Genomic DNA, 21,901 nt, shown 5'->3' with positions numbered 1-21,901 from the left:
TAATTACTAACTGCAATTAATATCCGGGATTTTGTGTCAAATTCGGGTTAATATCAATTTGCTCTTGCGGAATGGGCATTAAATCCCTTCCACTAGGTACTGTTACTCCAAACTCCTCTTGCAAATATCTTTCATGTTCTCCAGTTCTTCTGAACAACCACCATAAAGAAAATTCACCCACGAGTTCGTGTCTGTATTCATCGATAATGACATCTATCATATTCCCGCTAGGCTCATCGGTCAATCCTGCTCTATTTCTTACCTGCATCACATAATCCATCGCTGTGGCGTTGTCGCCTAATCTATGGTAACATTCAGCCAAACTCAACAGCACTTCCCCATATCTCATAAAAATAAGGTTTCTACCTCCAAAAATGTTAGGTCCTGACCATCCATCAACCGTAGGGTTTCTCCAGGTTTTCACACCATAATACCCTTCTCTTCCCGGTAAGCCGTCGATTCCCAACCAAGGTTCATCGATAGTCCCGCATGTATTAATCCCGCCGAAATTCTCTTGAATGTTTGGATAATCCGATATATTGATCAATGGATCGGGATGTTCATCTCCAGGGCCGATCACCGTGGCCAATTTTCTTTCATCCCCACTTTCAAAAGAATCGTACAATGCTTTAGCTGCCGCAGAATAACCACCTCCATTGGCAATTTCATTGGGCATGGTAAACGATTGAAGGAAAGTTACATTATCGGTATGTCCCCAACCAAGGTCACCTTCACTATCATACAACTGAATTTCAAAAATAGATTCTTTCCCATTCTGATTATCGTATGCGAAAATGTCCAAAAACTCTTCTTCCAAAGTATAATGACCTTCCAAGGCTTCAAAAGCCTCGATAGCTTTTTCATATTCCCCTAACCACATATAGGCACTTCCCATATAAGCATAGGCAGTTCCTTTGGTAACACGACCTAAATTTTCAGCATCATAGCTCCATGGTAAGACTTTTACAGCCTCTTGCATATCCAAAACTATTTGCTGGAACACTTCATCTTGAGTATTTCTAGGGGCAAATGCATCAACATTTCCTCCTGCCGGTTCCACAACAATGGGAACGCCACCAAAATTTGAAGCCAACAAGCTGTACAAAATACCCCTTATAGCATAACATTCCCCCATAAGCCTGTTTCCAAGTTCGGCATCTATATCACCTCTTTCAACAGCTGGTAAAAGATTATCTAAAGCTGTATTGGCCCTTCCTATACCTTTATAGTTTTGAATCCACATATTATTGAATGCAGGAAAGGTTGTTGGAATTTCAAAAGTCTGAAAGAAGGTATCAGCTCCTATATTTAGAAAATCCTGTGTTAAGAAGTTTGCAGGATAGAATACCGCTTTTGTCAAATATTCTATCGGACTCCCTTGAAAAGTATCATATACTCCTGTTACTGATGCAACAGCTGTTTCTTCTGATGAAAAAATAACTTCGTCACTTAAGCCATCATATTTTTGATCTTGCAAAAATTCTTCAGAACAACCAGAAAGACACAGGATAAACCCTGCCATTAGCATTCTGATTATATTTCTTTTTTTACTTTTTATATACATGACTCTGTTTTTTAAAATTGTAAATTAACACCTAAGGTGAATGATTTTGTAATTGGATATGCTCCAAAGTCTACTCCCCTGGTCTGTACACTGGAGTTTCCGTTAACATCGGCTACTTGACCAATTTCCGGATCCCATCCACTATAATCCGTCCAAGTGATCAGGTTCTGTCCGCTTACATAAATTTTTGCTGAACTCATGCCGATAGCATCAACAACAGTAGATGGCAAATTGTATCCTATCCTAAGATTTCTCAACCTTAAATAAGAACCATCTTCCACAAAATGGTCTGAAACCCTATTGTTTTTATTAGGATCGGATACTACAGCTCTGGCATAAGTACTTGAAGGATTTTCCGGAGTCCATCTGTTGTTGTAATAATCTACCCCGATATTGGTATAGGCATTATCTAGACCATAACCGCCGGCTCTTTCCAGTTCGTTCCTTACGAAATTTAGAATCTCATTCCCATAAGTCCCATAAAAGTCGAGCATCAACTCAAAGTTTTTATAACTACCGGTGAAATTCAAACCTCCATAAAAATCGGGAATCGGACTTCCTATCACCTCTCTGTCATCCCCGTTAACAACACCATCTCCGTTAAGGTCTTTAAACTTCCTATCTCCGGGCGCTGTTTCAGCAGATTGATATACCCCTTCCGGAGCGCTACTGTTCAAAGCATCAATTTCTGCTTGGGTTTGAAAAATCCCATCTACCCTGTATCCGTAGAACGTTCCTACATTACCTCCTACATAAGATCGGGTAAAGCCTAACCAATCATCGACAAAATCAGGAACGAACTCAAACGATTCTGTTTTATATTCCAAGTCTTCTACTAATGCTGTCACCTCGTTATCAACTGTGGTAAAATTTGCAGAGACATCCCACTTGAAATCGCCTTCCATTTTTCTGTAGCCTACCAAAAGCTCCCATCCTTGATTTACTACGTTTCCTCCATTAACTGCTTTGGATGTAAATCCTGTTTGTGAAGGAATAGGCAGGTCGATCAAAAAGTCTTTCGCTTCTCTTCTAAACCAATCGGCCGTGAAATACAAGTGCCTGTCCAACAACTCCCCTTCTACCCCTATATCTGTTTGCACTTGGGTTTCCCATTTTAAATCCGGGTTTGCCAAAGAAACAGGCTGTACTCCTTGCACAGGTGTATTTCCAAACACATATCCTGCATCGTCGGCAGCAGATCCATTGTTATAATAGGCTAAGTATTGAAAAGGAGCGATTCCTAAGAACGATCCGGTTTCTCCCCAGCTTCCACGGAGTTTTAAAACATCAAACGGACTGTCCTGCATAAAACTTTCTTCGTCTATGTTCCAACCCAATGCAAAAGACGGGAACACTCCATATAAATTGTTTTTCCCAAATCTATCTCCGTTTCCATCTCTTCGCACCGTTGCCGTTATATAATATTTCTGATCAAAATTGTAATTCAATCTCGCAAAAGTACTCGCCAGCGTACTTGTCCCCCATGTACCAGATTGGTCTGAAATCGTTTCGGCTTGAGAAAGATCTCTGATATCGTTATTCAAAAACCCCCTACTGTCTACAAACACATTTTTGTATTTATTCTGTTGTGATGAAGCCCCTACCAAAACACCAACAGTATGTTTTCCTATTTCTTTGTTGTACTCTAAGAGTCCTTCCAAAACATATTCGTTGGAGGTGTTTTGACTGATATTGTATTGTGCAGTTGGGTTTTGATCATTGTTACTGCTCCCCCTATCGAAAGTTGGAACAAAATTCCATCCGGCGAAGTTTTGAGAATTGAACCCGAAATTCACTTTAGCGGTAAAATCCTTTATAAAATCATATTCCACACTAAAATTACCCAAAACAACATTTCTTGAATTGTCATTGTCTTGCTGAAGAGCCTGAGCAAGTACATTCACACTCTGACTGATCAAACCTGAATCTGTAAATGCCCCATAATTTCCTTGTCCGTCATACGGCAGGTTAGTTCCTGTTCTATCATCCAAATAAGGCACATTGGCAAACACTTTGTTCAAATTGTAGTATCCTTGTCCCAGATTTTGGTAGCTTTCACTATATGTATATTTAAGATTTGCTTTTGCCCTGAATTTTTCAGACAGATCATAACTAACATTCATGCCGACATTATACCTTTTAAAAGAAGAAGCGACCACAACCCCATCTTCTTCCAGAAGCCCGGCAGAAAATGCAGCTCTTAACTTATCACTTCCTCCCAACACGCTTACACTATGCCCCATTCTGAAAGCATCATTAAAAGCATAGTCTTGCCAATTTACATTGGTCAAGGCATTTGGGTTGCTCCATTCATCCATAATTTCTTTGCCTTGGGAAGTTCCCAATTCTGAAGCAAACTCGGCAAATTGTTGAGCATTTAAAACATCAATATTTTTTGGTGCAGTTCGTATTCCTGTCCACGAATCTACAGATACCGATAGTTTGTTTGGTGTACCTTCTTTTGTCTGGATGATGACCACCCCATTACTTGCCCTCACACCATATAGAGCAGATGCTGAAGCATCTTTCAATACTGATATGGTTTGAATATCGTTTGGGTTTAAAAACGAAATATCCTGAGTAGGAAACCCATCAACAACATATAAAGGTGCAGTATTCCCAAATGAACCTGTTCCCCGTATACTTACAGAAACCGATGCTCCCGGAGCCCCCGAATTTTGTGTTACCTGAACACCACTGGTCTTACCCTGAAGTGCTTGTTCGACATTGTTTGCAGGAAAACTATTGATATCGTCAGATTTTACAATCCCAACAGCTCCTGTTAAATCCTTTTTAGTGGATGTTCCATAAGCAACGACCACTACTTCACCAAGCTGTTCAAAATCCTCTTCCAATACCACATCGATTGTTGATTTTCCTGTAACAGCTACTTCTTTCGATACAAAACCGACAAATGAAAACACCAAAATTGCATCTTCATTTATACTATTAATGGTGTAATTTCCATCAAAATCAGTGCTTGTACCCTGCGCAGTACCTTTAATCAGCACATTCGCACCGGGAATCGGAGCTCCCTCTTGATCAACTACCATACCGGTAACTGTCTTTGTTTGTGCCCAGGCTGATTGTAATAATCCGAAGAATAGTACAATACCAAAAAGTTTAATTTTTGACATACAAATGTTTTTTTAATTAATAAAGTTGATTGATCCTGTGGATTCTAAAAACAAACCCGTTATCTATATAGCTGTGAAAGAAGAAATACCCTAAAAACAACAACAGCAGTAAGTTAAACACTTTCAAAGAGGCATTGCTCTAGCAGCAATACCCCCTCAAAAGTTAAGTGCTAACTTATAAAACAAAGTAAATCATTGTTAGCCGACAGCCTATATAAAAGGGATTCATTTTACAGCTGATAGGCTAACTAATTCAAACTTTAATTATTGCGCTTCAAGAGAGTACGTCTCAAGAAACAGCTATATGAAGCTATTATTCACAAAATGAACAATAACAATTAACTAACAACAAAAGTAGTTTCAGAAAGACCTTATTTTTAATACTATTTTGTCATTCTATTGACAATTTCATAAAATTACTGTGCTGATATTGTGATTTTTGGAATTGGAGGCAGAATTTTTATCGAAAATCTAGAAGAAATTGGTCGTCATATTACAACTCCACATCCTGACGTTTAAAGAAACTTCGTGAAATAGGAATAAGCATCAATCCAGCGATCACAAACACTAAAAAGGCGCGCTGTAATCCAAAACTATGTGAGAGATAGCCTATTAATGGCGGACCGACAAACATGCCTGTGATACCATAAGTAGCTATGATAGATATAGCCATCCCAGGGGAATATTTTTTGGATTGTCCTGCCAACATAAAGGTCATAGGGATCACTGCCGAAGTACCAAAACCTACCAAACAGAACCCAAGCATAGCCGTCCAAAAATACGGAAAGACAATAGCTGTGAGCATTCCGATTGCAATAAGTACGGCACAAATAACATAGGTTTTTTTCAATCCGATTTTTTCAACAAATACGTCGGAAAAAAAACGGGACAAGGCCATACATCCCATAAAAATAAGATAGCCATAAGTGAATACATCGGCTTTCACCACCTCTTTGAAGTAGAGCCCACTCCAATCGAACATCCCACCTTCACATACGGCGGCAAAAAACACCAAAAGCCCTAAAAACAGTATAAAGGTATCAGGTTTTCCGAGAATGAGTTTGTTTCCTGCCGTTGAAATATCGTTTTTCAGCAAAAACCGGAATACCCATAAAGTTACCAGTACGGAACAAACAGCAATAATAAGCATATGGGCGGACAAACTCATGTCCAATTTTATCATTAAAGTTGAAACAGTAACACCCGAAAGGCCTCCTAAACTCCAAAGTCCGTGAAATGAACCTACTACCTTTTTCTTATACAGTTTTTGAAGGTTAATGGATTGTGTATTCATCGCGATATTCACAATACGCATGGAGAAGGAGAAGACGCAAATGCTCAATACAAAAAAGACTATGGAATCTACATAACCAATGCTGAACAATGCCAGACACATCGACAGCAAGGCAAATAACATCGGGATACGGGTCTCAAAACGGGACACCAACCAACTTGAAATCGGTAACCCAGCAAATGAACTCAATGGCATTGCTATCAAAATTGTGCCCAGTTCAGCATCATTAAGATTGTAAAGCTCTTTTAGCGTCGGAATACGCGATGTCCAAGACGCAAAATTGATTCCCGACAGGAAAAAAAATGCACTTAGTGCAATGCGATGTTGAGTGAGTTTGTTCATAGCTATCCAAAAAACAGATTGCAAAAGTAGGAATAATGATTCTTCTTCGGTTTGATTTTTTTAAACTTAACAAATTGATTATATTTATAAGTGTTAACCAAACATTTAAAAATGAAAAAATCACTTTACCTCCTCATTGGGCTATTGATATTGTCCTGTTCCCACAAAAAAAGTGAATATTTAAGCAGCCCAGACAATTCGCTTTCGGTGGAAGTAAACACCAAAGAAAACCACCTGTATTACCGGGTGTTTAAACACGACAGTCTCGTTCTCGACACTTCATCCTTGGGAATTCTGCAAGAAAATGCCGATTTCTACAACGGACTTAAAATCCTGAATATTGCTACGGAAGAATATACAGACAGCTATACCATGCTTCAAGGAAAGCAAAAGAAGATTGATTATCATGCCAATCAGTACACCATAGCGTTGGAAAATGAAAACAATCAGAAAATGAATGTTGTTTTCAACCTTTCAAACGACGGGATCGCCTTTAAATATGTCTTTCCTGAATCATCTTCAAAACTGAAAAAAATTGTTGATGAAAAAACCACGTTCAATTTTACAGCAAATACCAAAAGTTGGCTGCAACCTATGTCCAAAGCCAAAACCGGTTGGCAAAGTACCAATCCGTCCTATGAAGAACATTATCAAATGGGTGTTCCTGTAAACATCACTTCAGAAATTGGCGAAGGTTGGGTCTTTCCTGCCTTGTTTAAAGCTGAAAATACTTGGGTATTGGTTTCAGAAACCGGACTGAAAAATAATTATTGTGCTTCCCACCTAAAATACAACGAAGAAGCACAATCTTTGAAAATAACCTTCCCCCAATCAGAAGAAGCATTACCCAATGGTGCACTAAATCCGGAATCTACTACGCCTTGGGAAACCCCTTGGCGTATTCTTGCCATCGGGGATCTAAAAACCATTACTGAAAGCACTTTAGGCACTGATTTAGCTGAAAAAGCCATCGATATGGACACTTCTTTCATAAAAGGCGGTTTTTCTTCGTGGAGTTGGGTCTTACTGAAAGATGATTTCACCAATTATGAAACCTCAAAAAAATTCATTGAATACGCTGCTGATATGAATTGGCCTTATTGTCTAATTGATGCCGATTGGGATCGAAAAATAGGTTATGACCGAATGAAAGAACTGGTCGATTATGCCAAAACGAAAGACGTAAAAGTATTGGTTTGGTACAATTCCGCCGGAAGTTGGAATACCACACCCTACACCCCAAGAGATAAATTGGTCACTGCTGAAAATCGAGTGTCAGAATTCAAAAAACTGAATGAAATAGGCGTTTCGGGAGTGAAAATCGACTTTTTTGGCGGTGACGGTCAGTCTGTAATTGCCTATTACCACGATATTTTGCAGGATGCTACCAAGCATAAATTGTTAGTGAATTTCCACGGAGCCACCCTCCCCCGAGGCTGGCAACGCACCTATCCCAACCTATTGACCGTGGAAGCCATAAAAGGCGAAGAATTTATCACATTTGAACAAGAAAATGCAGATAAACAAGCCTCACATTCTGCGCTTTTACCCTTTACCCGAAATGTGTTTGACCCGATGGATTTTACCCCGATGGTGTTGGATTCCATTCCGAATATCACAAGAAAGACCACACCAGCTTTTGAATTGGCATTGCCCATTTTGTTCCTGTCCGGAATTCAACATATTGCCGAAATCCCTGAAGGGATGAACAAACAACCCGATTATGTGGTTGACTACCTTAAAGACATTCCTGTGAACTGGGATGAGTCCAGATTCATCACCGGATATCCGGGCAAGGATGTGGTGATGGCAAGACGTTTTAACGACATCTGGTTTGTGATAGGCATCAACGGGGAAAACAAGAAAAAAGAAATCACAATTGACCTGTCTTTTCTAAAAAACAAAAAAGGGTTTTTCATTACCGATTCAGGGGCGGGCTTTAGCAAGCAAGATATTGAAAGTGATTCGATAACTTCCATAACTCTACAACCTCATGGTGGGTTTGTGATGAAGTTTTAGTATTAAAAAACCCTTCAAGATACTTGAAGTATCTTGAAGGGTTAAAATAAATATTCAATCAACTTAAAACTTCTTTTACTTCTTTACTTCCCGTTAAAGAAAATCATCACTGCTATCACAACAGCAACTACCAAAATGGAAATGGTAATGTCTTTCCAGTTGTAACTGCTTCTATTATTGGATTTTTCTTCTTCAGAAATGGTACTGAAAGTCAAATTCTTCACTTTTTCTTCAGAAGGGGCTTGTGTAAGCCAACTCACGGCAACAATCAATATTACACAGAAGAGGAAGAACCACGAACTGAAGGTGAGGAAATTCATATCAGCAAATTGATATACCAAACTGCTTTCAGCAAACGAATCTTTTGTTATCTCCAACACAATACGCACTGCTCCCACAACAAGCCCTGAAACCAAGGTAACAAAGGCACCTGTTCCGTTGATTCGTTTAAAGAAAATTCCCAGTAGGAACACTGCCGTAATCGGAGGCGCAATATAAGACTGCACACTCTGCAAGTATTCATATAGTACTCCTGAGATATTTGCCATAATCGGAATCCAGATTATACCGATAATTACAATAAAAAAGGTGGTGATCTGTCCAGTTTGCACCAATTTCTTTTCGGGTGTGTTGGGTCTTAATTTTTTATAAATATCTACCGTAAACAAGGTAGAACACGAGTTGAACACCGAGGCCAACGAACTCATCAATGCAGCTAATAATCCTGCAGCTACGAGTCCGCGTAAACCGGATGGCAACAAATTACTCATCAGCACCGGAAAGGCTTCATCAGGAGAATCCCACTCCAGTTCGCCACGCATCTTCAATGTCAAGGCGATAATTCCCGGAATCAAGAACAAAAATACCGGAAGTAATTTCAGCAAAGCGCCAAAAATAGTTCCGCGCCTACCTTCTTTTATGTTTTTGGCTGTAAGTACACGTTGAACGATATATTGATCGGTACACCAATACCAAATCCCAACAATGGTACTCGCTGTCAATAGCGGGAACCATGGAAAATTAGGATCGTCCATAGAGCGCCACATATTAAGGTATTCCGGAGTTACGGTCTCAGTCATACTTTCCCATCCGCCTACTTTGTCTAAACCAATGACGGTCAGTACAGCCGCACCAATAACCAGCAAGATGGCTTGGAGTGTTTCGGTATAGACCACGGCTCGCATTCCTCCCAAAATAGTATAAATTCCGGTAAGTATCACGGTTGCTAAAGCTCCTGTCCAAAAGTTAATTCCTAATAAAGCAGAAACCACAATTCCACCTGCATAAATGGTCACCGATATTTTGGTCAATACATAAGCTATGATGGAAAATACGGAAAGTACCCAACGCGAACGTGCATCAAAACGTTTTTCCAAAAATTCGGGCATGGTAAACACTCCGCTGCGAGCATAAAACGGCAGGAATATCCAACCGAGCATCAATACCACCCAGGCTTGGATTTCGTAAATTAGCATCGGTAGTTTATCACCCGCACCTGCTCCGGCAAGACCAACCACGTGTTCTGAACCGATATTGGACGCAAAAATAGATGCGCCAACCACAAACCAGCCCACATTACGTCCGGCAAGGAAATAATCTTCGGTGGTACTGTTTTTCTTTCGGATAACCCACACGGCAATCCCTGCTAGCAAGAGGAAATAGAATCCAATTGCTATCCAATCAAAAGTATCTAATGTCTTCATTTGTTTATTTCACTGAAAATTTAAAAGAGGTTTTGGTTTTATATGTTTCCCCGGGATTTAAAATTACTGTTGGGAAATCTGTTTGGTTAGGCGAATCTGGATAATGTTGTGTTTCCAGACAAAAACCTGTTCGATGTGCATAAGTGCCGCCATTTTTTGCAGGTAAAGTTCCGTCTAAAAAGTTTCCGGTATAAAACTGTATTCCGGGTTCATCTGTATAAACTTCCATAAAACGACCACTTTCCTTGTGATAAGCAGAGGCTGCAAAGCGCATTCCTTTATCTTGATCATTCAACACCCAACAATGGTCATAGCCTTTACCACGCTTAAGTTGTTCGTCTTCAGCATTGATTTCTTTACCAATGGTTTTGGCAGTAATAAAATCAAAAGGCGTATCAGCAACTTTGGTCAATTCCCCGGTAGGGATTAAGGTTTCATCCACAGGTAAAAAAGCATCAGCATTGATAACCACCTCATGATCCAAAATATCTTTTGAGAAATCTCCGGACAGGTTAAAGTAAGAATGCTGTGTTAGATTAACCACTGTCTTTTTATCAGTTTCGGCCTCATAACTCACATTAAGCGTATTGGAATCATCCAAGGTGTACACTACTGTAGTTTTAAGATTCCCCGGATAGCCTTCTTCCATATCCTTGCTCAAATAACTGAGTTGTAATGAAACGGATTCCTCGTTTTTGATTTGAGTGGCTTCCCAAACTACTTTATCAAAGCCTTTTTCTCCACCGTGTAAATGATTTTTCCCATCATTTTGAGCCAATGTATATTCCTTTCCGTCGATAGAGAATTTTCCATTGGCTATCCTGTTTCCATAACGGCCAATCAATGCTCCGAAATATGGGCTGCTCTTCAAATAAGACTCTAAGGAACCATATCCCAATACCACATCTTCAATTTTACCCGATTTATTCGGTATTTTTAAGGCGGTGATAATTCCGCCATAAGTAATGATACTGACCTCCATCCCATTACTGTTTTCCAAGGTGTATTCATCAATCTCTTCCCCGGAAGGTAATTTTCCAAAAGCAGATTTACTTATTTCAAGTGATTCGGCATCAACAACTGATTCCTGATCTTCTTTGCCTTCTTTTTTCTTTGTTTCGTTTTTACACTGAACGCATAAAAACACAAAAGTGATGGCGGCAATACTACCCAGAATTCGTTTTAATGTTTTCATATTTTATGGATTAATTAGTAATGATAAGGCGTAAAATATTGCGCCTGTACTTATATTAAAATTATAATTTATGTTGAAACAAATGATAATATGCTTCATTAGCATTCATTGTATTTTTAAATTCCCTAACAGATGTTTTTTCATCTATTACGAGTAATTCAATACCAGCAATATCGGCAAAATCTTCCATAAATTCAGTGGTCAAGGCTTGGGTATACACCGTGTGATGTGCCCCTCCCGCTAAAATCCACGTGGTAGCGGCTATGTCTAAATTAGGTTTGGCATCCCACAACACGCGGGCTACAGGCAGTTTTGGTAAATCACCCATGGGCTCTACGGCTTCCACTTCGTTTACAATCAATCGGAAGCGGTTGCCCATATCTACCAAAGAGGCGTTGATAGCATTTCCGGCAGGGGCATTGAACACTAAACGTACAGGATCTTTCTTCCCACCAATTCCCAACGGGTGTACTTCGCAAGACGGTTTTGCATCAGCAATAGACGGACAAATTTCCAACATATGCGATCCCAAAACATAGGATTTTTGTGGTGTAAAATGATAAGTATAATCTTCCATGAACGAAGTTCCACCTTCCAACCCGTGTGCCATCACTTTCATTACACGCAGCATTGCTGCTGTTTTCCAATCTCCTTCAGCTCCAAAACCGTAGCCATCGGCCATTAGGCGTTGTGCCGCGATACCGGGCAATTGTTTCAGTTCACCTAAATTTTCAAAGGTATCGGTAAAGGCTTTAAATCCGCCTTCATCCAAAAAGGCACGCAAGCCCAATTCAATTTTAGCAGCTTCAACTAAGGAATCTCGTTTTTCACCGCCTTCTTTTAGGCTATCAGCTAAATTATAATCCGATTCATAAGTTTTTAAAAGTGACCTAAGCTCAGCCTCGCTCACTGCATTTATCTTTTCTACCACATCTGCTGAATCATAACCGTTTACAGACATTCCAAAACGGATTTGCGCCTGCACTTTATCACCTTCGGTTACGGCTACTTCGCGCATATTATCTCCGATACGGGCAACTTTCAGGTTTTTCATTTCGTCCCAACCCAAAGCCACACGCGACCAATTACCTATTTTCTTTTCTACACGCTCTTCCTGCCAATGACCTACCACTACTTTACGTTTTTTGCGCATTCGGGACATCATAAAACCAAATTCCCTATCGCCGTGAGCCGATTGGTTCAAATTCATAAAGTCCATATCGATATTCTCCCAAGGAATTTCAGCATTGAACTGGGTGTGCAAATGACACAAAGGTTTGTTGAGGATACTCAAACCGGAAATCCACATTTTTGCAGGTGAAAAAGTATGCATCCATGCCACAATACCGATACATTTTTTTGATGTATTGGCCGCTTCGCACAATGCTGTAATTTCCGAAGGGGTTTTTACTGTAGGTTTGAATACTATGCTTACAGGGATGTGTTTTGAATTGTTTAACCCTTCAGCAATTTGTTTTGAATTATTCGCTACTTGTTTTAGGGTTTCCTCTCCGTAGAGATGCTGGCTTCCAGTGACGAACCAGATTTCTTTTTGGGATATGTCTATCATGTTTTAAGTTATTCGTTATTGGTGATTAGTTAATTGGTGATTTTTCAGCATATTTAAGTTAGCCGAGACACTCAATCAACTAATTTTTCTTTATCAATTACTCTTTTTTTACTCTTAATTCTATTCAGCCCTCACAGGTTTTCCCGACGTTTCAGTACGGGACAAGTGGAAACCTGTGAGGCTTCCAATAGCGTAAAGCTTTACGCCTCTACTTTTCATTATTAATTATTCATTTTTCACTATACATTCATTACTGTCCGTAATAGGCGTCTTTGCCGTGTTTACGTTCGTAATGTTTTTTTATGAGTGAATCTTTTAATCGCGGGGCTTCAGGATTTATCTGAAGGGTGAGATATGCCATTTCGGCTACCACTTCCAATACTTTGCTGTTGTAAACCGCTTTCGCTGCATTTTTTCCCCAAGCGAAAGGTCCGTGATTGCCCAAAAGCACCATTTCCACTTCTTTATGTGAAATATTTTTGTCTTTAAAACAATTGATGATCTGAATCCCGGTATTGTGTTCGTAATTCCCTTGAATTAAATCGTCGCTCATTGGCGGCGCACAAGGAATATCGGCTGTTAGGTGATCTGCATGCGTGGTTCCGAAAATAGGAATATCGCGTTGTGCCTGTGCCCAAGCCACGGAATAGGTAGCATGTGTATGGGCTATCCCACCAATATCGTCCCAATTCTTATACAAATAGGCATGTGTTTTAGTGTCGGACGACGGACGCATTGTGCCTTCCACAATATTGTTCTCGTAATCCAAAATCACGATATCTTCGGGTTTTAACTTTTCATAGGGGACACCACTGGGTTTGATGGCAAACACGCCATTGTCCCTGTCCGCCGCACTTACATTACCGAAAGTGTAGACTACCAACTCTAAAGCATTAAGCTCCATATTGGCTTCGTAGCACTCTTCTTTTAAGGATTTGTATTTTGTGCTCATATTTTTTTCTTTTTTTTCTTTTTGAGTCCTTACCTAACTTCCCCTAAGAAAAGGGATTTTTCTCCCCTCCTTTGGAGGGGTTGGGGGAGGATCATGTTATACTTTCAACAAAACCTCCCAAAGTTTTATAGGATTCCATCAACGTTTCATACTCCTGAACCTCATCGTATTGCGGGAAATATTCCGCTTCAAACGGACTTCCCATCACTTGGGCGGCTTCTATCACGTTTTTATATATTCCTGCCGCTACGGCCGCATAAATAGCAGCGCCCAAAGCTGGGGCTTGATCAGATTCGGCTACTTTTATGGGGCGGTTCAGCACGTTGGCCAAAGTTTGCATGATAAAAGGTGATTTTCGTGCGACACCACCAATCCCAATAACCGATTCAATTTTCACCCCTTCGTTTTCAAAGCGCTCCACAATCATTTTGGAACCAAAACAAATGGCATTGACCAAGGCCTTAAAAATATGCGGGGCTTTAGTTCCCAATGAAATGCCCGTAAAGGCACTTTTTAATTCCTGATTTGCGTCGGGAGTACGGCGACCGTTCACCCAATCCAAAGCTACAGGAATAGCTTCGGATAGTGGAATTTGTTCTGCTTGTGCCGTTAATTTCCTGATGAAATTCGTATCTATTTCCGTTTGTAATTGCTCTTTTTGTTCTTCGGAAAGCAAGTCTGATTTCATTACCAAATTATCGATAGGCCACGATAGTAAATTCTTAAACCAAGCCAAGACATCACCAAAGGCCGATTGACCGGCTTCCAAACCTATCAGACCGGGAATAACTGATCCATCTACCTGACCGCAAATCCCTTTTACGGTCTTATCACCAAGCACTTGAGGGGATGAAATCATAATATCACAAGTGGATGTTCCCATCACCCGCACTAAGGCATGTTCATCTATTTTTGCACCTACGGCACCGGCATGGGCATCAAAGGTTCCCACGGCGATAACAGTCTGGGTAGTCAAGCCCAGTTTGGCTGCCCATTCTTTATTTAAATGTCCTGCGATATCATCTGAGGTGAACGTATCATCATATAAATTTCCTCGTAATTCCGCCAGATACGGGTCCAATTGCGAAAGGAAATCCTCAGATGGCAATCCGCTCCAGCTTTCGTGCCACATGGCCTTATGACCAGCTGCACAACGGCTACGCTTAAAGGTTTTCAAGTCTTTATGATCCGCCAAGAGATAAGTGATATAATCACAGTGTTCCATCCATGTGTGCGTGGCTTTTTTCACCGCTTTGTCTTCCCTGGCTACGTGTAGGATCTTTGCCCAAAACCACTCCGAAGAATAAATCCCACCTTCATATTTGGTATAGTCTTCCCCTCCCCATGTACGGGCAAGTTCATTAACTTCATTGGCTTCCTTTACTGCGGTATGGTCCTTCCAAAGTACCATCATCGCATTCGGATTTTCCTTAAAATCATCGACCAAAGCCAAAGGCGTTCCATCGGCTGTCAGCGGCATCGGTGACGAACCTGTAGTGTCGATACAAATACCCACCACAGTTTCAGGTTTAACCTCACTCTCTGAAATTACTGATTTTATAGTGTGTTCCAGTCCTTCGATATGGTCTAATGGATGCTGTCGGAATTGGTTTTTGCCCGCATCACAATATTTCTGCTCTTTCCATCGCGGATACCAATAGACTTCTGAGGCCAATTCGCCACCGTTCTGAACATCTATCAACACCGCTCGAACTGAATCAGAACCATAATCTAATCCTATAACGTATTTTTTCATTTTCTTTTTCCTTAATCCCTGTAAGGTTTTGTACAACTACTCCCCTTACACCTAACTTTTTATCTCTTGTTTCTTATTGAAAACAAATATAGTTATTTGCAAGTGTATTCAAAACACTTAATATTATTTTTTATTTAAACTTCATCATTTCACCAGACCCGACAGGTTTTGAAAACCTTTCAGGTCTAAAAAATTAAATTATATTCACCTTAATCACAGTCATCGATTGTGCCGGAAGCGCCAGATTTATCGCCCCATCTTCTGTTTTAAATTCTTCTGACTTCGGACTGATATTTTCAGGAGCTTCGAATGAATTTTCGCTATCCAGGTCTTCGTGATGAAGCGTGATAATCGTTCCTGTGTTTGCTACAGAACCCCCATTAGGCTTCATCTCTACTTTTTGTTCTGATGATGAAGTGTTCACCACTTTAATAATCAATTCGCCTGTATTTTGATCTTTTACTGCGGAAGCGTATAAATTATGTTGACCAGTTAGCGGTTTTCCATCTTCAGTAATGGAAAGTAAATCGGTTCCGGCATTGGTAGCGTATAATTTTTGCACCTGATAATTAGGTGTCCCGACAGATTCCAAATTGTTAAACCAAATCATATCCGGTGTCCACTGCCAACCATCAACATGTGCCATCAAAGGTGCGTAAGAAGTGAGATGAACCACCTCTGCATTCCGTTCCAATCCGGTCATGAAAGCCGCTTCTGATAGAGCAGCATCCCAACTATTTTTGTTTTCAGGACTGGCAATTGCCACAGTTTGAGCGGCATATTCCCCGGCAAATACTTTAGGTCCGTTACGGTCGTAGTCATCATAACGTGTTGCGTTTTCCCTGAACCATTTTGGTGGTTTGTAGTAGTGTTCGTCCACAATCTCGGCCTTCATTTCTTTAAGTTGTTCCCAACCGTATTCAAAATAATCCCCTTCAGGGAAGGGTCCGCTACCGGAAACAATCACGATATTAGGATATTTTTCTTTTATCGCTTTTTCAAACACTTTGTAACGTTCAATATAGACTTCGCCCCATTGCTCGTTTCCAATTCCGATATATTTCATGTTGAATGGCTCAGGATGTCCCATATCGGCACGTACTTTACCCCACGGAGTGGATGTATTTCCGTTAGCAAATTCAATTAAATCCAAAGCGTCTTGCACATAAGGGTCGAGCTCGTCCATCGGCACCAATTCTCCTGTATTGAACTGACAAGCAATTCCGCAACCCAAAATCGGCAATGGCTCGGCTCCCATATCTTCCGACAATTGGAAGTATTCAAAAAATCCAAGTCCGAAGCTTTGATAGTAATCAGGAGTTGGACGGTGAGAAAACTCGGTATTCCAACGGTTAACTAGGATTTCCCTGTCTGCAACAGGACCCACTGTTTTTTTCCATTGATAACGTCTCGCCAAGGTTCGTCCTTCTACAATACACCCACCGGGGAAACGCAAAAATCCTGGGTTCATATCATCCAAGAGTTGTACAAGATCTTTTCGCAAACCATTTTTTCTGCCTTTCCAAGTATCTTCAGGGAAAAGGGAAACCATATCCAAATCGATAGTTCCGGTACCTTCAAAAGTAATCTTCATTTTGGCTTTCATCTCGGTTTTGGTGGCACTGAATTGTTTTTCGTAAGTCTTCCATTCCGAAACATCAGGAGCAACCGTAGTTTCACCAATCACATTGTCTAATGAATCTACCAATTGAAATTTGATGTTTTTAATATCATCTTTACCTTTTTTCGCTTTCAAAGAGAGGTTGTACTTCTCCCCTTCTTTTACCCCCATACCGCGAAACCCTTCGTTGATGAGTACATAACCTTCATCATTTTTTACCGCTACGCGAGCGTAATTACGATTTGTATTTTCTCCAGCATACTGCACAATACTCATTATACCCGATTCATTATTGAATGAATGACGGTTACTTTTGGGTTCCACCCAACCAGTTTTGGGCAAAGTAAATTCAAAAGAGCGGTTTTTGATCATTTCGGCATAGAGACCACCATCAGCAGCAAAATTGATGTCTTCAAAAAAGATTCCGTACATCGTAGGCTGAATCTCGATCCCCGTATCTTTAAGATCGACTACTAACTCGGCTGTTTCCATAGGAACAACTGCTTCCAGATTGTCAGTGTTCTTTTCTGTATTTTCTTTACAACTGTATACCCCTCCTATCAGCAAGACGGCTATCACAGTATATTTTAAAATTGATTTTTTCATCTATTTGGTTTTATTAGTTGATTTTAAACCTTCAAGGTTTTGAAAACCTTGAAGGTTTGGTGTTACTCTTTATCTTCAGGAAGCCATACCTTCATTTTCCCGGTACCGCGATTTGACCAAGCGTAATACGGAATAGCTTTTAGTTTTTTATTTGAAATGGTATTGACACCGTTTAAAATAGTTTCTTCTTGAACTGAAAACGCATCCGACTCTGAAACAGAAATTGCATCAAATTCAGAATTGTCGATTTCTTCTACAGCATAGACCAAGGGCCCATATTCTAAGGCCAATTTGTCTTTATCTTCTGTTACTTTTTCACTGGCTTTTACCGTTCTCACTTCCATTGGGAAATTCAATTTCACTTCATCAGAAGACTTCCATGCTCTATTGACCACAAAATAGCCGTCTTCAATCTTTGCTTCCACTTTCTCACCATTAATGGTCAGTGTGGGTTGTTGTATCATTTCATCAGTATAAGTATACAAATTGCTAGGCAACACTTGGTTACGACTCCATCCCGGAATACGGAATTTCACAGTCATTTCGGTGTCATCTTCCGACGTAATATTCAAAGATATTGCTCCATCCCACGGATAATTAGTTTGTTGGGTAAGCTGAACTTTTTTTCCATTGAAATCAATTTCAGCTTCGCTGGAAGCATATAAATTCACAAAAACGGCCTCATCAGATTTAGAATAGATCAAGCCCGGCATGGAAGGGATAAAACGAATTATATTGGTCGGGCAACACGAGCAATCAAACCAATCTTTTCGGGTGGTAGCTCCCTGATTAAATTTATAAACCCCATCCGATTCCAATGCATTGGGATAGAAAAAATGAGTACCATCCAAAGACAAACCGGAGATCAATCCGTTGTACAATGTGCGTTCGATCACATCAAAATAGGCAATATCCCCGGTAAGGTTGTGTAATCGGTGATTCCAATACACATCACCAATGGAAGCACATGTTTCGTTATATGCCGTCAGGTTGGGTAATTCGTAGTTATCGCCAAAGGCTTCGCCTTCATGTTTGGCACCGATACCTCCGGTGAGGTACATTTTCTTTTCCACCATGTTATCCCAAAGTTTATTTACTGCCCCCAGATATAAACTGTCCTCTTGTAAAGCGGCAACATCGGTCATAGCGGCATACATATACATCGCTCTAACAGCGTGACCTACCACCTCATCTTGTTCAACAACAGGAAGGTGGTCTTGTGAATAAGGACCGAAAAGTTCGTGATTATCAGGATTTCCACGGTTGTCTAAAAAGTATTTAGCAAGTTTCAGATAGTCTTCCTTTTCTGTGATTTGATAAAGTTTGATCAATCCGGTTTCAATAATTTGATGTCCGGGAACAGCAGGTATTTTTCCTTCAGCATCACCAAAAGTTTCTACCATTAAATCGGCATTTTTTAAGGCGATGTCTAAAAAGTTTCGTTTTCCGGTAGCTCTATAATGTACTGCAGCTGCTTCGTATAAATGTCCGGCATTATACAATTCGTGACTCATAAAAAGCGCTTCCCAGCGTTTCCCTTCTTTTACCTCTACCCAAGGTGCTGGTGGTTTGGCGGGATTGATCGTACGCCAGGTTGTCAAATATCCGTCGGCTTCCTGTCCTACTTTTATGATACCGATAAAGGAATCCAACAGTTTTTCCAGGGGTTTATTTGGTGCACTGATAAGTGAGTTGGACGCCCCTTCAATAATTTTATACACATCGGTGTCGTCAAAAGGCATGGCTCCTTTTACTTCACCCTCTAGTTGTCCGCCGGCCATCAGGAAATTCTCAAAACGACCTTCTTCCTCACATTTGGCGATGGCATAATCGATGGTTTTTTCTTGAACACGTTTAATGATAGGCAACCAAAACTCATCGGTTACTTTTACGTGTTGAATGTCCACCGGTTGAATTGAATATCCGGTTTTTTCTTCCGTTTCTGTTTTTGCTATTTCATTTTTATCGGTTTTGCATGATAAAAAACTAAACATCAACAATAAAAACAGCAAAGCTTTTAGGTCTCGACTGCACTTCGACAAGCTCAGTGTAACAAACTCAGTGTGACAATAATTATACGCTATAAGTTTTTTTAATATCTTCATAATCAATCTAATGGTTTTACGGTGGGCCAACCATCCACCCAGGTGATTTCCTTTACTATTAATTTTGGTGCGCCTTTGTCATTGGCATCATAGGCGTGACTGAAATAGTAATCTTTTCCGCCTGCCTGTCCGGTAGGCAGGTTGAAGTGATATACGCTGTTGTGGCCAATGCCATACCAGTTTTCGTTACCTTCAATTACCAAGGTGCCTCCACCTTGATTCAGTTCTTTTCCTTCTTTATCCACATAGGGTCCTGTTGCGGTTTCAGACCTGCCCACGACCACTTTATAGGTACTTTTTTCACGTCTGCAGCACAAATCCCACGACAGGAACTGATAGTAGTATCCATCTTTTTTAAATATAAAAGGGGCTTCAAGGGCTGCGTTTCCGGGATCTTTGTCGTCCAGTTCAAAATCTCTTTCACGACGGGCAATGGTATGCCATTCCTGTGGTTCGGCAACGGATTTTAAATCCGAAGTGAGTTTTACCATTTTCAGACCATCCCAAAACGAACCGAACGCCAACCAAGGCGTATCTTCTTCATCAAAAATCAAATTGGGGTCTATGGCATTCCATAAATCCCTGTTGGGAACAGATTGTATGACGATCCCATGGTCTTCCCATTTATAGTTTTCATCCTTTGGATTCAAAGTTGCGTTGGTAACCAATCCGATGGCCGAGGTATTTTTTGCAAAAGCAGACACCGAATAATACACATAATATTTTCCGTTGTGAAATGCTACATCGGGCGCCCAAATATGATTGTTGAAATCGGGGACTACTTTATCTGTCCATTTTGGTTTTTCAGCAAAAATAGCCGGGGCTTTTTCCCAGTTGATCAAATCTTTTGAAGTATAGGATGCTATTCCCTTTCCTGTACAGAACAGGTAATAGGTGTCATCCTGTTGAATGACCACAGGGTCGTGGACGATAGGTTTGTCTTGTGCAAAAGAATATATCGCACAAAACAAGAAAATGTATGTAATTAAAAACCGCTTCATTATTTATATGGTTAATTCTGAATTCCTTCTGATGTCATTATCACCCTTTTTAGAGTACCGTCCGGATTATAGTATAGACGATCGATACAAACCGATCTTCTAAAGCTTCCTCCGTTGGTTTCTATACTACCGTTGTGATATATGAAATAGTCTTTCCCTTTAAATTCAATAATCGCTTGATGATTGGTGTTACTGTTTCCGGCTACTTCATTGAGTATTCCTTTAAATTCCCAAGGCCCGGTAATCGATTTGCTCATGGCATAGGCTGTTTTTTCCGGAAAGCCGTAAGCATAAGAAAGGTAATACCAATCCCCTTTTTTATGTATCCAGGGAGCTTCGGTGAATTTTGGTAAATCTATCGTTTGTATCGAACCATCGAGTTCTATCATATTATCTTTCAGTTTTGCATAATAGCATTGGGTATTTCCCCAAAACAGATAAGCTTGTCCGTCGTCGTCCATAAAAACCGTAGGATCGATGTCATCCCAACTGATATCGGTATGCTCGGTAGTCATATCGTTGGTAATAAGTGCTTTTCCAAGTGCATCATTAAAAGGTCCGGTTGGGGAATCTGATACGGCCACTCCAATAGCTTTTCCATGTACAGAAGCATGCTCGACCGTAACATACCAATAAAACTTCCCGTCTTTTTCTATGACTTCTGCCGCCCAGGCGTCTCCTTTTACCCATTCAAAATCTGATGGCTTTAGAGGCACGGGGTGTTCTTTCCAATTCACCATATCAGCGGATGAAAAGACCAGCCATTCGTTCATTTTGTAAAAGTTAAAGTCATCCGGTGCTTCATCGTGTCCTGTATAAAGATAGACCGAATCGTTATGCACCAATGCTGCCGGATCGGCTGTAAATTTATCCCGGATCACAGGGTTGTTGTATGAAACCGGTTTGGCATTGGCATTGGTTTCTGTTTCTACGGATACATCCTCTTGTTTTACTTCTTTTTCATTTTTACATGAAAGGAGCAACAATGAAATTACAATCGTGTATTTTATAATATTTTTTTGCACTTTTATTAATT

13 protein-coding genes are annotated in these 21,901 nt (G+C 40.3%); 1 reads left to right on the top strand and 12 read right to left on the bottom strand.

Annotated elements, in window-relative coordinates:
* Positions 1-16: 16 nt before the first annotated feature.
* The 3 genes from OOZ15_RS11050 to OOZ15_RS11040 all read right to left on the bottom strand — a co-directional run bounded on the left by OOZ15_RS11050 (position 17) and on the right by OOZ15_RS11040 (position 6,337).
* Positions 17-1,522, bottom strand: a complete 1,506-nt coding sequence (locus OOZ15_RS11050; protein ID WP_265956467.1) for a RagB/SusD family nutrient uptake outer membrane protein — start codon at positions 1,520-1,522, stop codon at positions 17-19.
* Positions 1,523-1,575: 53 nt separating this feature from the next.
* On the bottom strand, positions 1,576-4,701 hold the full coding sequence (locus OOZ15_RS11045) for a SusC/RagA family TonB-linked outer membrane protein (protein ID WP_265956466.1): 3,126 nt from the start codon (positions 4,699-4,701) through the stop codon (positions 1,576-1,578).
* A gap of 493 nt (positions 4,702-5,194) precedes the next feature.
* A complete protein-coding gene (locus OOZ15_RS11040) occupies positions 5,195-6,337 on the bottom strand; it encodes an MFS transporter (RefSeq protein ID WP_265956465.1) in 1,143 nt (380 codons plus the stop codon).
* A gap of 111 nt (positions 6,338-6,448) precedes the next feature.
* On the opposite strand from OOZ15_RS11040, the gene OOZ15_RS11035 reads away from it, so the two are divergent.
* Positions 6,449-8,356 (top strand): glycoside hydrolase family 97 protein, encoded by a 1,908-nt coding sequence (locus OOZ15_RS11035; protein WP_265956464.1) that lies wholly within the window; start codon positions 6,449-6,451, stop codon positions 8,354-8,356.
* Between the two features lie 83 nt (positions 8,357-8,439).
* On the opposite strand, the gene OOZ15_RS11030 is transcribed toward OOZ15_RS11035, so the two are convergent.
* From OOZ15_RS11030 to OOZ15_RS10990, 9 genes are all read right to left on the bottom strand, one after another.
* Positions 8,440-10,059 (bottom strand): sodium:solute symporter, encoded by a 1,620-nt coding sequence (locus OOZ15_RS11030; RefSeq protein WP_265956463.1) that lies wholly within the window; start codon positions 10,057-10,059, stop codon positions 8,440-8,442.
* A 4-nt stretch (positions 10,060-10,063) separates the two neighbouring features.
* Positions 10,064-11,254 (bottom strand): aldose epimerase family protein, encoded by a 1,191-nt coding sequence (locus tag OOZ15_RS11025; protein ID WP_265956462.1) that lies wholly within the window; start codon positions 11,252-11,254, stop codon positions 10,064-10,066.
* A gap of 61 nt (positions 11,255-11,315) precedes the next feature.
* Positions 11,316-12,824 (bottom strand): L-arabinose isomerase, encoded by a 1,509-nt coding sequence (gene araA / locus OOZ15_RS11020; protein WP_265956461.1) that lies wholly within the window; start codon positions 12,822-12,824, stop codon positions 11,316-11,318.
* A gap of 250 nt (positions 12,825-13,074) precedes the next feature.
* The gene (locus OOZ15_RS11015; RefSeq protein ID WP_265956460.1) at positions 13,075-13,776 is read right to left on the bottom strand and encodes an L-ribulose-5-phosphate 4-epimerase; all 702 of its coding nucleotides are present in this window, start codon (positions 13,774-13,776) and stop codon (positions 13,075-13,077) included.
* A gap of 91 nt (positions 13,777-13,867) precedes the next feature.
* The gene (locus OOZ15_RS11010; RefSeq protein WP_265956459.1) at positions 13,868-15,532 is read right to left on the bottom strand and encodes a ribulokinase; all 1,665 of its coding nucleotides are present in this window, start codon (positions 15,530-15,532) and stop codon (positions 13,868-13,870) included.
* Between the two features lie 193 nt (positions 15,533-15,725).
* Positions 15,726-17,759, bottom strand: coding sequence for an alpha-L-arabinofuranosidase C-terminal domain-containing protein (locus OOZ15_RS11005; protein ID WP_323053882.1), 2,034 nt, complete (start codon positions 17,757-17,759; stop codon positions 15,726-15,728).
* Between the two features lie 62 nt (positions 17,760-17,821).
* Positions 17,822-19,864 carry a glycoside hydrolase family 127 protein gene (locus OOZ15_RS11000; protein ID WP_265956458.1) on the bottom strand — a complete coding sequence of 681 codons (2,043 nt, stop codon included), beginning with the start codon at positions 19,862-19,864 and terminating at the stop codon, positions 17,822-17,824.
* 2 nt (positions 19,865-19,866) lie between these two features.
* Positions 19,867-20,865, bottom strand: a complete 999-nt coding sequence (locus OOZ15_RS10995; RefSeq protein ID WP_265956457.1) for an arabinan endo-1,5-alpha-L-arabinosidase — start codon at positions 20,863-20,865, stop codon at positions 19,867-19,869.
* Between the two features lie 11 nt (positions 20,866-20,876).
* Positions 20,877-21,890 carry a glycoside hydrolase family 43 protein gene (locus OOZ15_RS10990; protein WP_265956456.1) on the bottom strand — a complete coding sequence of 338 codons (1,014 nt, stop codon included), beginning with the start codon at positions 21,888-21,890 and terminating at the stop codon, positions 20,877-20,879.
* Positions 21,891-21,901: the final 11 nt, after the last annotated feature.

This window comes from Galbibacter kalidii (genome assembly GCF_026241135.1).
Classification (GTDB): Bacteria; Bacteroidota; Bacteroidia; order Flavobacteriales; family Flavobacteriaceae; genus Galbibacter.
This window is presented reverse-complemented; position numbering and strand designations above follow the sequence as displayed.

Excerpts from the sequence above, each read along its gene's own strand:
- OOZ15_RS10995 (WP_265956457.1), bottom strand. The coding sequence starts at position 20,865 with ATGAAGCGGTTTTTAATTACATACATTTTCTTGTTTTGTGCGATATAT.
- OOZ15_RS11030 (WP_265956463.1), bottom strand. The coding sequence starts at position 10,059 with ATGAAGACATTAGATACTTTTGATTGGATAGCAATTGGATTCTATTTC.
- OOZ15_RS11000 (WP_265956458.1), bottom strand. The coding sequence starts at position 19,864 with ATGAAGATATTAAAAAAACTTATAGCGTATAATTATTGTCACACTGAG.
- OOZ15_RS11005 (WP_323053882.1), bottom strand. The coding sequence starts at position 17,759 with ATGAAAAAATCAATTTTAAAATATACTGTGATAGCCGTCTTGCTGATA.
- OOZ15_RS11015 (WP_265956460.1), bottom strand. The coding sequence starts at position 13,776 with ATGAGCACAAAATACAAATCCTTAAAAGAAGAGTGCTACGAAGCCAAT.
- araA (WP_265956461.1), bottom strand. The coding sequence starts at position 12,824 with ATGATAGACATATCCCAAAAAGAAATCTGGTTCGTCACTGGAAGCCAG.
- OOZ15_RS11050 (WP_265956467.1), bottom strand. The coding sequence starts at position 1,522 with ATGGCAGGGTTTATCCTGTGTCTTTCTGGTTGTTCTGAAGAATTTTTG.
- OOZ15_RS11025 (WP_265956462.1), bottom strand. The coding sequence starts at position 11,254 with ATGAAAACATTAAAACGAATTCTGGGTAGTATTGCCGCCATCACTTTT.
- OOZ15_RS11035 (WP_265956464.1), top strand. The coding sequence starts at position 6,449 with ATGAAAAAATCACTTTACCTCCTCATTGGGCTATTGATATTGTCCTGT.
- OOZ15_RS11010 (WP_265956459.1), bottom strand. The coding sequence starts at position 15,532 with ATGAAAAAATACGTTATAGGATTAGATTATGGTTCTGATTCAGTTCGA.
- OOZ15_RS11045 (WP_265956466.1), bottom strand. The coding sequence starts at position 4,701 with ATGTCAAAAATTAAACTTTTTGGTATTGTACTATTCTTCGGATTATTA.
- OOZ15_RS11040 (WP_265956465.1), bottom strand. The coding sequence starts at position 6,337 with ATGAACAAACTCACTCAACATCGCATTGCACTAAGTGCATTTTTTTTC.